Genomic DNA, 14,576 nt, shown 5'->3' on the forward strand with positions numbered 1-14,576 from the left:
TGGAAGACGTAGAGTTCACCTACCGCAAAATCACCTGGACCCACGAAGTATCCGGTACTTCGGGTTCCGATGACTGGCGTTCCCCGGTCGCTGGCTAAGTCTGGCCGACCGTTTCAAAACATCGGCCAGCGCTGCTGGTCGATGCTGTTTGCATCACTCAAGATTTTTTTGCGTTCGTTGATACCCGACTCGGATGTCGAGGGACGCCGCTGCATTGCACGAGGAACCAGGGATGTTCTCACCGGCCAACCAGCCCCATTTCACGTTGACCCTCGAAGGGGCGGACTTTCAGGTCCTGGCCTTCAAGGGCCGCGAAGCCCTGAATACGCCATTCGAATTTGAGCTGGAGCTGGTCAGCGAACGATCCTTCCTCGACCTCGAAAGCCTGCTGCACAAACTGGCTTTTCTACAGCTTGCACAAAATGGCACCGGCATTCACGGGCTGGTCTACAGCATCGCCCAGGGCGAGGCCGGTAAACGCCTGACCCGCTATCGGATTTCCCTGCGCCCGCAACTGGCCTACCTGGCCCATCGGGTGAATCAGCGGATCTTCCAACAGATGACCGTGCCACAGATCATCGCCCAGGTGCTGGAAGAGCACGGGATTCTGGCCAGCGATCACAAGTTCCAGCTGGTTGCGGTGTATCCCGAGCGCATTTATTGCGTGCAGTACGACGAATCCGACCTGCAATTCGTCCAGCGCCTGTGCGAAGAGGAGGGGATTCACTACCACTTCCAGCACAGCACCAAAGGCCATTTGTTGGTATTCGGCGACGACCAGACGGTGTTCCCGAAACTCGCGCCGGTGGCCTATCAGCAGGACACGGGACTGGTCGCCGACACGCCGATGATCAAGCGCTTCGGGCTGCGTCTGGCGACCCGCACCAGCCGCGTCACCCGCCGTGACTACGACTTCACCAAGCCGCGTATCGAACTGGAAAGTGACGCCAAGAGCGCCGCCCAACCGGACCTCGAGGATTACGATTATCCGGGGCGTTTCGTCGACCGCGAGCGTGGCAAGCACCTGGCCAATCGGAACCTGGAACGGCATCGCAGCGACTATCGGCTGGCCGACGGTCGCAGCGATCAGCCGCTGCTGGTCAGCGGGCATTTCCTGGCCCTGACCGACCACGCCAACCCGGCGTGGAACGACCTCTGGCTGCTCACCGAAATCCGCCACGAAGGCAAACAACCGCAGGTGCTGGAAGAGTCGGTGACCAGCGACGTCACCGACCTCAAGGACGATTTCCACCAGGGTTACCGCAACCAGTTCAGCGCGATCCCGTGGAACGTGCCATACCGTCCGCCGCTGGAGCACCCGAAACCCAAAGTCCTCGGCACCCAGAGCGCTGTGGTCACCGGGCCTGAAGGTGAGGAAATCTTCTGCGACCAGTACGGTCGGGTGAAGGTGCAGTTCTTCTGGGACCGCGAAGGCCAGCACGACGACAAGACCAGTTGCTGGATGCGCGTCGCCTCGAACTGGGCCAGCCAGAACTTCGGCTCGATCAACCTGCCGCGCATCGGCATGGAAGTGCTGATCACCTTCCTCGAAGGCGATCCCGATCAGCCGCTGATCACCGGTTGCCTGTACCACGGGGTGAACCTGCCGCCGTACAAGCTGCCGGATTTCAAGACCCTGGCCACGGTCAAGAGCAAGGAATACAAGGGCAGCCGCGCCAACGAACTGCGCATCGACGACACCACCAGCGAGATCAGCATTGCCCTGCGCAGTGACCATGGCGCGAGTGCGATCAACCTCGGCTATCTGACCCATCCACGCCCGTCCGGCGGCCAGCCACGCGGCGAGGGTTTTGAACTGCGCACCGACCGTCATGGCGCGGTGCGCGCGGCGGCCGGTTTGCTGGTGACCACCGAACCGCGACCGAACGAATCCAAGCACCACAAGGACCTCCCGGAAACCGCCGAACGCCTGGCCACCGCCGCCGATCAGCAGGACGGTTTCGCGATGCAGGCCAAGGAACTGCAAGCCCAGGAACCGGGCGATCAGGATGACGTGGCCAAGGCCCTGCACAGCCAGCATCAAGGTATTCTTGGCAGCGGTCCGGCGAACATGAGCGCCAACGAATTCCCGGAATTCACCGAACCGCATCTGGTGCTCGCGAGCCCGGCCGGCATCGCGCTAACTACCCCGCGCTCCAGCCATATCGCCACTGGCGAGCACTTGGCCCTGAGCAGCACCGGTCACACCAGCCTGTCGATCGGCAAACGCCTGCTGGCCAGCGCCAGTCGCGGCATGCGCCTGTTCGTGCAGAGCATGGGCTGGCGTCTGGTCGCGGCCTCCGGCGACATCGACGTGCGCGCGTTGAAGGACAGCATCAACCTGCTGGCCAAACTCAACATCACCGCCAACGCGGATCGCATCACCATCACCGCCAAGACCGAACTGGTGATCCAGGGCGGCGGCAGCGCCACCACCTACAACGCCGGTGGCATTACCCACGTCACCACCGGGCCGTATACCGCTCATGCAGCCAACTTTGCCTACACCGGAGCGAAGAGTCTGGCCGGCGCGTTCCCCGAACCGCCGAAGCCGGGCAAAGGCAACCTCGAACTGTTCAACCAGTACGCCGGGAGCCAAGGCATCAAGGGTGGCGACTTCGAAGTGATCGATGCGTTGGGCAAGAGCCTCAAGGGCACGCTCGACGGCAAGGGTTTTGCGACGGTCTCCGGCGCCGCGCCGGGGCCGGCGCGCGTGCTGTTCGGCAAGGACCCGGCGAACACCTGGAGCGATGGCAGTTACATCGGCAAGCCGGAGTGGCCGTTAACACCGCCGAGTGCCGAGGACATTCCAAGCCAGGTGCAATCGATGGTCGCGCAGGTACTGCCGAGCAAGAACTGGGACGTGCTGGAGAAGGGCAAGAATCTGGCGCAGACCGGGATGAGTGCGATGCAGAGCGCGCAGGGCGCGATGCAAACGGCGCAGCAAGTCCAAGGCGCGCTGCAGGGCGGCGCGGCCGGATTGCCCAAGCTGGCCAGCGCCGCCATGCCTAGTGCGTCGAGCATTCTCGGTGCGGCGAGCAAGAGCGGCAAGCTGCCGAGTCTGCCGGCGGTAACCCCTCCCAAGACCTCCTTTAAAACCCCGGGCCTGTTGGCGGGTGAGATGCTGTCATGACCACTGAAATTGTAAAACGTGAACCTCAGGTCGCCATCGTTCCACTGAGCGCCATCGACATCCAGGACGTTGCCAGCAGTGCGGCGGTATTCGACGCCTGGCTGCAATCCGCCAGCGGTGGCGTCGTCACCCTCGACCGGATCAAGAATGTCGCCGGTGCGTTGCCGGTGGTGGGCAACATCATGGCGCTAGTCGACGCGCTGGGCGACATCGTTACCCTGTCCAACGCGCAGAAACGTGACTTGCTTGCCTGGGCCAGTCTGGGCATCAACCTGATCGGTGTGTTGCCACTGCCACCGGCAATGGCGGCGGCGCGCATGACCCTGCGCCCGACCCTGTTTCTGGTACGCCAAGAGATGAGGGCTACCAGCAAAATGCTGCTCAGTGCATCCGTGATCGAGGTGCTGGTCGGGCATCTGAACGCCTCTATCATGGGCACCCTCGACGACTTCGTTGAACAGGCCAAAGGCAAGTTGCCCGGTATTCTCGCCGACGCCGGCAAGCTGGGCGAAGACGTCATCAGCGAGATCGCCAAAGGCCTCGAAACGGTCGCCAACGGTAAGCTCGACGCAAAGGGGGATGCCCAGGCTGCCAGTCAACAAATCAGCGCTGCGGGTGACCAGTTACTGAACGATCCTCTCGCGGCGATTGGCAACATTTTCGGGGCCGCCGCCAGTGCTTATAAAGCTGCCGGCAAGGGTCTCGCCAACGGGGCAGCCGATCATCTTCTACCCGACGAAATCAAAAAAAAGGTTGCCACCGAAACCGCGAAACTGCGCGCGATGGGCCCGGAGCTACGCACCCAACTGAGCAAACTCKACGATGAATCGGTGCAGAACTCCATCGGCTGGCTGCTGCTGATCCTCTCCAGCGCCGTCACACTGTGGCGCAAGCGCAATGCCCATGGCCAGAGCACCGCGGTCCATACGGAGAAGACCAGTCAGGCCACGCACACGGCTTCAGAGGGCCAGTTGGGTGTTAACCAAAAGCAAGCTCCAGCGAAAAAAGCGCCCAATCCGAAGAAAGGTCCCTGTGAATGCAGCACGGACTTCAGCATCAATTTCGCCTTGGGTTCGGAAAGCCTCAGCCATACCGATTTCAGCCTGCCCGGCCCATTCCCGATCGAATGGACACGCACTTACAACTCACGCCTCGACGCCTACGATCAGAGCGAACTCGGCGCCCGCTGGATCAGCGAGTTCACCACACGTTTCGACTGCGTGGATGATGGCCTGACCTTCTACGGCGCCGACGGCCGTGACCACAGCTATCCACTGCCCAAAGTCGGTCTGTTTCACTACGACGCCATCGAAAACATCACCCTCGTTCGTGCCAGCGAAGATCAGCTATTGCTGTGCCGTGGTTTCGAACGCAAGGAAACCTACGTCCGCCGTGGCCAGCGTTATGTGCTGACCAACATCTCGCTGCGCAACGGCGCCGGGATCATGCTGCATTACGAGCATCGGCACGGCGAACAATCGGTGCTCTCGGACCTGATCACCTATCAGGAAAACGACATCAGCAAGGTCCATCTGCACCTCGGCACGCTGATCGACGATCACGGCCGACTGACAGGCCTCTGGCAAATCGTTGACGGTGCTCCACTGCGACAACTCTGTGCCTACCAGTACGACGCGTATAGCGACCTGATTCAGGCGCAAGACGAGAACGGCGCAGTTTGGTCGTATCACTACCAGCATCACCTGATCACCCGTTACACCGATCGCACCGGTCGCGGCATGAATCTGGAGTGGGACGGCCAGGGCGCCAAAGCCAAAGCCGTGCGCGAATGGGCCGACGACGGCAGTTTCGACACGCGTCTGGAATGGGATGAAAATATTCGTCTGACGTATGTCACCGACGCACTCGGCAACGAGACTTGGCACTACTACGACATTCTTGGCTACACCTACCGCATCCGCTACGCCGACGAACGCTCGGAATGGTTCTTCCGCGATGACGCGAAAAACGTAGTGCGTCATGTTCATGCCGACGGCAGCACGGATCGCTACAGTTACGATGAACGCGGCAATCTGCTTAAGCACATCCGCGCCGATCACACGGTGATGCATTACGCCTACGACGATCAGGACATGCTGATCAAGATCAGCGACGCCGAGGGCGGTCAGTGGCAGCGCGCCTATGACGACCAAGGCAATCTGGTCGAAGCGCTCGACCCGCTGGGTAACAAAACCGAATACGCCTACAACAAGTCCGGCCAGCCCACCGCGATCAAGGACGCCAACGGCAACGAAAAGACTCTCGACTACAACGACGCCGGGCAACTGGTCGAGTACGTCGATTGCTCGGGCAAGACCAGCGCCTGGGAATACAACGAACTGGGGCAGATGATCTGCTTCACTGACGCGGCGGGACAAAGTACCGAGTACCAATACAAGGCCGGACAACTGGCGCTGATCAAACATCCGGACAAGACCGAGGAGCGTTTCGAGCGCGATGCCGAGGGCCGTTTGCTGGCCCACGTCGATGGCCTGGATCGCTGCACCACCTGGAGCTACACCGCTGCGGGCTTTATCGCCGAACGGGTCGATGCCGCCGAACAAACCCTGCGCTACCGCTGGGACCGCCTCGGTCGATTGGTCGCGCTGGAAAACGAAAACGAGCGACGCGCACACTTTCTCTACGACCCGGTGGGTCGGCTGCTGGAAGAAACCGGCTTCGATGGCCGTACCACCCGTTATCAGTACGACCCCGAAAGCGGTCGCTTGGCCAGAACGCTCAACGGTGAACGCAGCATCGCCTTGAGCTTCGACCCGATGGGCCGCTTGACCGAACGCCGCGCCACGCTGGGCGAGCAGTCGCAAAGCGAAACCTTCGCCTACGATGGCAACGGCAACCTGATCCTGGCCAACAACGCCGACAGCCGTCTGCAATGGTTCCACGATCCGGCCGGCAACCTGCTGCGTGAACATCAGCATTACCTGGGCCTGGAAAAACCACTGGTTGCGGTCTGGCAACACGAGTACGACGTGCTCAATCAGCGCGTTGCCACCGTGCGCCCGGACGGCCACCGCGTCAGCTGGCTGACCTACGGCAGCGGCCATTTGCTCGGCCTGCGTCTGGATGAGCATGAGCTGATCGGTTATGAGCGCGATGATCTGCACCGCGAAGTCGCCCGCCATCAGGGTAACCGCTTGCTGCAAACCCAGAAGTGGGACCCGGCCGGACGTCTGCAAGAGCAACTGCTGGGACGCAGTGACGACAAGTCCACGCTGCTCAAACGTGAATACAAATACGATGCCGCTGGCCAACTGACCGATATCAACGATAGCCGCCGTGGTCCATTGGCCTACCGTTACGATCCGGTCGGCCGACTGCTCAGCGCCACCAGCCGCCTCGGCGTGGAAACCTTCGCCTTTGACCCGGCCAGCAACCTGCTGGATGACAAGACTGCAGAAATCCGCCGACCGTTGGATCAGGACTCGCCGCGCAGCAAACTGCTCGACAACCTCTTGCGCGAATACGCTGGCACTCATTACGAGTACGACGAACGCGGCAACCAGATTCAGCGCTGGCACAACGGCAGCTACAGCCGGATGCAATGGGACCTGTTCGACCGTCTGGTGCATTTCGACGATGCTCGCCTGGCGGTGGACTACGCCTACGATGCCCTCGGTCGTCGCCTGCACAAGAACTCCAGCGCGCACTACAAACAGCGTCCGGAAGCCGGTTCTTTATGGAATCGCAATGAACATGCGCGCAGACAACGTGAACTCGGTTGCGGCTTTACCTTGTATGGCTGGGATGGCGACAACCTGGCCTGGGAAAGCAGCCCGGCTCAGGCCGATGGTGGCGCCGGCAGAACGGTGCACTACGTCTTCGAGCCCGGCTCCTTCGTTCCGGTGGCCCAGGCCTTGCGGCATAAACCGATCATTCTGTTAGGCCAGCCGGACTACAGCGGCGACTACAGCCTCGACGACGATCCGTTGTGGAATCACAAGCCGATTGCGCAGCCGTTCGATATGTTGGCTTGGTATCAATGCGACCATTTGGGCACGCCACAGGAACTGACCGACCACAATGGCGACATAGCCTGGAGTGCGCAGTACAAGGCCTGGGGCGAAGTGCGCGAACAACGCTCGGCGTTGGCGCAGCAGCATGGCCTGACCAACCCGATCCGGTTCCAGGGGCAGTATCACGATCATGAGACGGGGCTGCATTACAACCGATACCGGTATTATGATCCAAGGGTTGGGCGGTTCATTTCGCAGGATCCGATACGCTATGAAGGGGGGCTGAACCTTTACAGGTATGCACCGAACCCGGTGGAGTGGATTGATCCATTGGGGTTGGATACTGTTATTGCTACGAATAGCCGCGCTAGTGCAATGAGGAAAGCGCAGCAACACGCTCAGGTTCCAAGAGTGGGAAGAGGCGGCCAAGATATTGCCGCGCAAGAACTGAACGGAGACAGCGAGGGACGTTTTTGTGCTTGCCTGAAAAAGCGTGGCGTCAAAACGCTGGGACGGCGCGGTTACGACGGATCAGAGGTATTTGATCATCCGGATGGCCATCCTCATATGGTTGGAGAGGGGCACCCAGACCATCACAGCACCCCTCATGTTCATGCGAAGAACAAAAAGGGAGAAGCAAAAGTATTCACTTATCCAGGAGCGATGTAGCGTGAAGCACTACAGGATTTTATGTTATCGATCAAAATTCGACGAATTTAAAAAGGCGTCAAGCGAGCGCATTAATAAAATTCCTGCGGAGAATAATGATGACTTTGCTTTGTTAGCTTCTGTTGATAAAAAAGGTTCTGTTGGGTTCGATAAAACCTCTCAAGGCTGCGCTGCGATCAAATCGCTGGTTTCCAGTTGCTATTACGTTGATATTGACGGAAAGCTTCAGTCGCCCTCGACAAAAGAACTAAATTATATGCCTCTGTTTATGTTTAGAGATAAGGGAGGGGAGTTCGAAGAGGCAGTCAGTGCGCATAGGCAATACGAAAAGGATATCAAAAGATATGCAGTGCTATCGAGGTATCGAGGTGTCGAAAAACCCGAGCCTGCTATGCTAACTGGCTTTTTGCTGAGTGATGGCTTTTCAATAAGTTTGGACGTATATGAGCTTCTAAAAAATACCTGTCATTATGTGGCGATTGCGAAAATTTCAGGCGAGTACGGATATGGTGCATTTGATGTTTTTTCAAGCAGCCTAGATTTTTTCTTCGACGAGTTTAGTTCTATTGCGGGCGAGTCAGCGGAGTGGGTCATGGTTGATAAACCATCCGAGTTCATAAGTACTTAAATTAGGGGGGGACTGTCCTTGCCTTATCGAAGTAATCCGAATTTACCCTGGGAGGAGGTTCACTTGGCAGTGCGCTCAAATACGACGGAGGAAACAAAACATGAAAGATATCATCCGCATGGGCGACTCAACCTCTCACGGAGGCGTGGTGCTTGAAGCTTTCTCTCAAACCGACCTCAACGGCAAACCCATAGCCGGTGTCGGCCACCAGGTCAGCTGCCCATTGTGCAAAGGCATTTTTCCCATCGCTGAGGGCAGCAGCACCTACACGGTCGGTGGAATTGCTGTGGCACTAGATGGCATGAAAACCGCCTGTGGTGCCAGTCTGATAGCCAGCGGTCCAAAGGGGGCTGTGATTAGCTGACGCTCCTCTAGCTTTAGAGCAAATCATCCGGTCGGCCGACTGCTCAGCGCCACCAGCCGCCTCGGCGTGGAAACCTTTGCCTTCGACCCGGCCAGCAACCTGCTCGACGACAAGACTGCAGAAATCCGCCGACCGTTGGATCAGGACTCGCCGCGCAGCAAACTGCTCGACAACCTCTTGCGCGAATACGCTGGCACTCATTACGAGTACGACGAGCGCGGCAACCAGATTCAGCGCTGGCACAACGGCAGCTACAGTCGGATGCAATGGGACCTGTTCGACCGTCTGGTGCATTTCGACGATGCTCGCCTGGCGGTGGACTACGCCTACGATGCCCTCGGTCGTCGCCTGCACAAGAACTCCAGCGCGCACTACAAACAGCGTCCGGAAGCCGGTTCTCTATGGAATCGCAATGAACATGCGCGCAGACAACGTGAACTCGGTTGCGGCTTTACCTTGTATGGCTGGGATGGCGACAATCTGGCGTGGGAAAGCAGCCCGGCTCAGGCTGACGGTGCCGCCGGCCGCACCGTGCACTATATTTACGAGCCCGGTACTTTTGTCCCGCTGACCCAGGCTCTGCGGCATAAATCTATTCACCTTATGGCTCAGCCGGACTACAGCGGCGACTACAGCCTCGACGACGATCCGTTGTGGAACCACAAGCCGAGTGCACAACCGTTCGATGTGCTGGCCTGGTATCAGTGCGACCATTTGGGTACGCCGCGAGAACTCACCGACCAGAACGGCGACATCGCCTGGAGCGCACAGTACAAAGCATGGGGTGAAATCCGCGAACAGCGCTCGGCGTTGGCGCAGCAGCATGGACTGACCAACTCGATCCGGTTCCAGGGGCAGTACCACGATCATGAGACAGGGCTGCATTACAACCGATACCGGTATTATGATCCAAGGGTTGGGCGGTTTATATCGCAGGATCCGATAAGCTACGATGGAGGTCTGAACCTTTACCAATACACGCCGAATCCAATTGGGTGGGTCGACCCACTGGGATTGGCTCGAATATACAAAGATGCTCCTTATCACGGCACCTCAGATAATGCGGTAAAAAGCCGTGCTCCAACAGACGGCCAAATTGCGCTGAACAACTCTGTCCAGGTTAAGGAAACATCTCCAAGACGGGTCGGTGTTGATGCGAACAATAACGAGCTTGTTGTCATGGACAAGACCAGAACCTATCCGAATGGGGATGAGGAATTTCATGGTCACGTCCGCTGTTGGTGTGATTTGCACAATGATCAACAATCAGCACTCAAAAAAGCCGGCATGGTAACTGGTAAGGGAAAAATTAAAAGGTGAGAACCATGGACAAAAAACACAGCAAAGAAGAACTTGAAATTATGTTGCAATCTGATGATAGCGACGTGGTGATAGACGCCCTTCTTTATCTATGCTTCAACATCAACGATCCAGAGTGGGTTCAGAAAAAATGCATTGAAACAATAGAAAGCGGGAAAAATGACGACATCAAGGGGTTGGCTATAACTTGCATAGGGCATGTCGCTCGGATCTACTCAGAAATTGACAGATCGTTGGTTATCCCTCTTTTACGCGACAAACTAACAGACGACTCTTTGTCTGGAAGAGCCCAAGATGCTCTTGATGATATTGATATGTATGTCAAGTAGGCCAGCGCAAGACTGCTTTGAAACAAGCGATGGGAATGTTCGTATTTGGATCGAACAAAGTATGTCTATTCAGGTCAAGGCAACAACAGAGCAAAACGATCCTGTTGAGTTGTCTAAGTCAGAGGCACTAGAAATTGCGGATGTACTCCGAGATTTCGCAAGCCGTATTTAAGGTCTGCAGCGATAATGACGAGGTGGGACTAAGTGAAAGAAATCATCCGCCTAGGTGACTCCACATCTCACGGAGGAGTGGTACTTGAATCCTTCTCTCAAACCGACCTCAACGGCAAACCCATAGCCGGCGTCGGCCATAAAGTCAGCTGCCCGCTATGCAAGGGGATTTTCCCCATAGCCGAGGGCAGCAGCACCTACACGGTAGGCGGAATTGCTGTGGCACTGGACGGTATGAAAACCGCGTGCGGCGCCGCTCTTATTGCCAGTAACCCAAAAAGTGCTGTGATTAGTTAGATCCAATGACTTAAGCATTGCCAGAAATACCCTGATTGTTCCCAAGTTTTGCGACATGGGCGCAAAAGCTTACCTATAACCGTTGTTTCTATTTGAGATTTTGTATGCTGCCATTCAAACCTGTTTTTAGCCGTTGCCGGACTGTTTGTGCTTTGACACTGGTCCTCCTCGGCGGCTCAACCATAGCGCAAGCCGCACCGAGGGAAGATCTAACCCAAAAACTGGACGAGGCGGTGATGGCGTACGCTTATTCCAAAGAAGGCAAAGATTTTAATACCGTCAACACGTTGCTCAAAAAGGGGGCGAAACCCAATATTCAGGTTTTGTGGCATGCCGCTTATTACAAACGGCCCGATCTGGTCGATCGTCTGCTTGCATACCCGGTGGATGTAAACGAAGCCATCAGCGAAAACGGTGAAACAGTGCTGCTGTCGGTGCTGGGTAATGTCGACACCCCGCAGGCATCTGGAGATGATTTGCTAATTCTGCAGAGCTTGCTCAAGGCAGGGGCCAATACGAATGTGATTGCTCAAGGTGGGACCAATACTCCACTCATTGCAGCCGTCAACAGCGAGAAATCCACCCAGCCAGAACTGGTCAAACTACTGTTGCAGTTTGGTGCTGACGCCAAGTTGGTGACCCCTCAGGGATTCTCGCCACTCATGGATGGAGGGGCTTCCAGCCTTGAGGTCATCAAACTGCTGATCGCTGCAGGTACCGATCCTTATGGCGTCAGCAAAGTGGGTTCAACCCCTTTGCATTTTGTCTGCAAGCGAGCCTATGCGCTGAACGACCAGCCAGACCCGCAAGCGGCACAACGTATCGCCCTGTTGCACAAAGCTGGAACGTCAGTTGATGCACTGCAGCCACAGCAGCAACCATGGCCTGTTGGCACACCCTTGCTGGAAAATGCTATCAGTCACAATCCGGATTGCATGAAGGCCTTGCTGGCTGCTGGTGCTAATCAGGATTCGCCCGCTTTCCCAGCAGAATACGTGGCAGAAGATCCGAGCGTGAAAGGTCAAACGGTGCGTCAGCATGTACTCGAATCGGCGAAAGACGTCCCCCAACTGTATTCGGATGCCATTGTGAAGTTGTTCGAATAAGACTGGTTGATAGGCAATACATCTGAGATATCAAACGTGTTCAAGGAGTGAATATGAAAAAAGCTATTGTGGTCTTTGTAATGGCAAGTGCGTTGGGTTCCTTTGGCCATGCCTATGCAGAGGGGCCGGACTCAGTTGAAATGAAGGGTATGTACGACGGCAGTCGCAATTCATCGGGGCTCATTAGCTACTGTGTCGATAAAGGTTTTCTGAAGTCTGACAGCATCGAGAATGCCAAGAAGATGGTCGCATACGTATCGGGTGTTCCAGTGGAAATAGATAAGCGTGATGGAGACAAGAGTGAAGCCAATGGCCGAAAGGGCCTGGTGAGAGTGGGCGAAGGACAATACAAGGATTTACAAACCTCCGCTCCACAAGGTGTTGAGGTGTGGTGCGAGCAAGCTGATGAGGGTCTCCGTAAGGGGCTGAGTTCTGTCGGCCTGTGAGTGAGCTTACTCAAACGTAACTTGCACGCATCGGTACGGGCGGACGCCCGCGAATGAGCGCTCCGCCGATGACGTGTCGCGTGTGTGCTAGACCGCAGTGTTCTGCTCAGCCCCCGTCCAACCGGCCTGGCGCAAGGCATGCAGCAAGGTGCCGGCATCCAGCCCCGGTACCGAATGCCCATTGCCCTCGGTAGTGTCGGAGGCCAGCAAGGCATTGATGATGGCTTCTTCTACCGCTTCGGTGGCGGCCAGGAACAACTCGCTGATGTGGTCGTTGTTGACCATGCGCAGGTTGTCGCAGGTCGGCGCCCCTTTGCCCTGGTAGGCGGCGGGCGGCACGTGTTGATTGCCGGTGGCGAAGGCCACGAAAATGTCACCGCTGTGGTCCTCGTTGCCGCCGCCAGTACGGGCGAGGCCGAGGCTGGCACGCTGGGCGAGGCGTGTGCACTGGTGCGGCAGCAACGGCGCATCGGTGGCCAGGCAAACGACGATCGAGCCCATGCCCGGATAGGGCAGGGACGCTTTGAGGAACGGCGAGTCGGCCTTTTCCATATAACGCCCGACCGGGTAACCGTCGACGCGCAATTCGTTGCGGATGCCGTGGTTGGCCTGGACGATGGCGCCGACGGTCCAGCCACCCTGAGCGCTGCTCAAGCGACGCGAAGCGGTGCCAATGCCGCCCTTGAATTCATGACAGATCATGCCGCTGCCGCCGCCGATGGCACCTTCGGTGACCGGGCCGCCAACGGCAGCGCGCAGGGCCTGGGCCACGTGTTCGGTCTTCACGTGGAAGCCATTGATATCGCTGAGCAAGCCGTCGAAGGTCTCCAGCACCACCGGCATGTTCCAGTACAGTCGCCCGTCATCGGGTTGGTTCTGGCGATCCAGTTCAATCAGCGCATCACGCACCACACCCAGGCTGTGGGTGTTGGTGAAGGCGATCGGGCTGGTCAGCAGGCCGGCCTCGCGAATCCACTCAAGCCCCGTCGCATCGCCATTGCCATTGAGCACATGGACACCGGCAAAACACGGCTGTTGATTGGTGGAACCGGCCCTCGGTTCGATAACCGTGACGCCGGTATGAATGTCGCGGCCGTCGGCAGTTCGTCCACGCACATTGCTGTGGCCGACCCGTACGCCGGGCACATCGGTGATGGCGTTGAGAGGGCCGGGTTGCAGCTGGCCGAATTGGATGTTCAGGTCGCGGGCACGTGGTTTCATGCTGAAACTCTCAGTCAAGTTAGACAGTAAAGGCGCACATTGCTCAGGGCATGCGCCGGGGGGACGTCGGCTCGGTTGCCGTTCTTGATGGTGTTCCAGCGTCGCGTGCAGACACGCTTGATCGCATGGGACGGTGGACAGGTTAGTGAGGCCGGCCGCAGGTGCCTATTACCCAGGTGGGGTACTCGCAAGGGGGTAGTGACTGGAAGGTCGACGGGCTGAACTGATCCGTATTTTCCCGGGCTATCTGCTTCTGTAATGAATCCAGTCCGAGCCTCACAATGACGCTGCAACCACAGACGTATAATTTTGGAGGCCAAATGTTGAAGATGGCGATTTTCCTGGGTGGATTTCTGGCATTGACCATTGTGATCGGTGCGCTTGCGACCATCTCTCCGATGTAACCAAAAGACGATAGCGCCGCGTTTTTCCGGACCCTCCCGACCTTGTATACGTGGCGCTTTTCGAACGTTACCGGCACAGCCTTTGTTGCGACCTTTAGTGCCCGGTTACGGGCCGGTCAGGTGACGGTGGGGATGTAGTCGATGTACGCCAATCGCTCGCCATTCTGGTAAATGTCAACGGCGGTGTAATGGGGCGCGCTGGGGGGCATGACCCGGTCGTACCTGGCCTGCGTACAGGACAGCATTTGTGCCCAGTTTCCAGGCCGTTGGATCAAGTGCAGATCCAGCATGAGGATCGACGGATTAAAGCCTTGCGGGGCTCGCATGGTCAGATAAGCCTCGATTCCCGGATTGGCAACTTCAACATCACCCACAACGTGGAAGTCATCCGGTTTCGGTGGCATTGCGTTCAGCCATGCATGCCAGTCTTTGCTGCTAATACTCATTTTTCTATTCCTTGAGAAATGAAACCCGAAGCTTGAACTACTGCGGTTCCGTATGGCGCTTCGTATGC

Annotated in this window: 10 protein-coding genes and 2 pseudogenes; 10 read left to right on the forward strand and 2 right to left on the reverse strand. The window is 57.4% G+C overall.

Annotated features, from left to right (window positions below):
- The 10 genes and pseudogenes from AC1DHT_RS09085 to AC1DHT_RS09130 form a co-directional block, all read left to right on the forward strand.
- Positions 1-98 (forward strand): annotated as a pseudogene (locus AC1DHT_RS09085) (Hcp family type VI secretion system effector); the annotation flags it as partial.
- 134 nt (positions 99-232) lie between these two features.
- On the forward strand, positions 233-3,133 hold the full coding sequence (locus AC1DHT_RS09090; protein WP_427542901.1) for a type VI secretion system Vgr family protein: 2,901 nt from the start codon (positions 233-235) through the stop codon (positions 3,131-3,133).
- A complete protein-coding gene (locus AC1DHT_RS09095; RefSeq protein ID WP_477761333.1) occupies positions 3,130-7,776 on the forward strand; it encodes an RHS repeat-associated core domain-containing protein in 4,647 nt (1,548 codons plus the stop codon). The genes AC1DHT_RS09090 and AC1DHT_RS09095 overlap by 4 nt, the downstream gene beginning before the upstream one ends.
- 1 nt (position 7,777) lies before the next feature.
- A complete protein-coding gene (locus tag AC1DHT_RS09100) occupies positions 7,778-8,404 on the forward strand; it encodes a hypothetical protein (RefSeq protein WP_427542895.1) in 627 nt (208 codons plus the stop codon).
- Positions 8,405-8,504: 100 nt separating this feature from the next.
- Positions 8,505-8,768 carry a PAAR domain-containing protein gene (locus AC1DHT_RS09105; RefSeq protein WP_427542892.1) on the forward strand — a complete coding sequence of 88 codons (264 nt, stop codon included), beginning with the start codon at positions 8,505-8,507 and terminating at the stop codon, positions 8,766-8,768.
- Between the two features lie 27 nt (positions 8,769-8,795).
- Positions 8,796-9,791: pseudogene (locus AC1DHT_RS09110) on the forward strand (RHS repeat-associated core domain-containing protein); the annotation flags it as partial.
- 302 nt (positions 9,792-10,093) lie between these two features.
- A complete protein-coding gene (locus AC1DHT_RS09115) occupies positions 10,094-10,417 on the forward strand; it encodes a hypothetical protein (RefSeq protein WP_427542889.1) in 324 nt (107 codons plus the stop codon).
- A 204-nt stretch (positions 10,418-10,621) separates the two neighbouring features.
- Positions 10,622-10,885 carry a PAAR domain-containing protein gene (locus tag AC1DHT_RS09120; protein ID WP_427542886.1) on the forward strand — a complete coding sequence of 88 codons (264 nt, stop codon included), beginning with the start codon at positions 10,622-10,624 and terminating at the stop codon, positions 10,883-10,885.
- Positions 10,886-10,989: 104 nt separating this feature from the next.
- A complete protein-coding gene (locus AC1DHT_RS09125) occupies positions 10,990-11,991 on the forward strand; it encodes an ankyrin repeat domain-containing protein (RefSeq protein ID WP_427542883.1) in 1,002 nt (333 codons plus the stop codon).
- A 53-nt stretch (positions 11,992-12,044) separates the two neighbouring features.
- Positions 12,045-12,437 carry a hypothetical protein gene (locus AC1DHT_RS09130; RefSeq protein WP_427542880.1) on the forward strand — a complete coding sequence of 131 codons (393 nt, stop codon included), beginning with the start codon at positions 12,045-12,047 and terminating at the stop codon, positions 12,435-12,437.
- An 87-nt stretch (positions 12,438-12,524) separates the two neighbouring features.
- On the opposite strand, the gene AC1DHT_RS09135 is transcribed toward AC1DHT_RS09130, so the two are convergent.
- Positions 12,525-13,658, reverse strand: a complete 1,134-nt coding sequence (locus AC1DHT_RS09135) for a DmpA family aminopeptidase (RefSeq protein ID WP_427542878.1) — start codon at positions 13,656-13,658, stop codon at positions 12,525-12,527.
- Between the two features lie 520 nt (positions 13,659-14,178).
- Positions 14,179-14,508 carry a hypothetical protein gene (locus AC1DHT_RS09140; protein WP_427542875.1) on the reverse strand — a complete coding sequence of 110 codons (330 nt, stop codon included), beginning with the start codon at positions 14,506-14,508 and terminating at the stop codon, positions 14,179-14,181.
- Positions 14,509-14,576: the final 68 nt, after the last annotated feature.

This window comes from Pseudomonas sp. 05N432 (assembly GCF_056396945.1).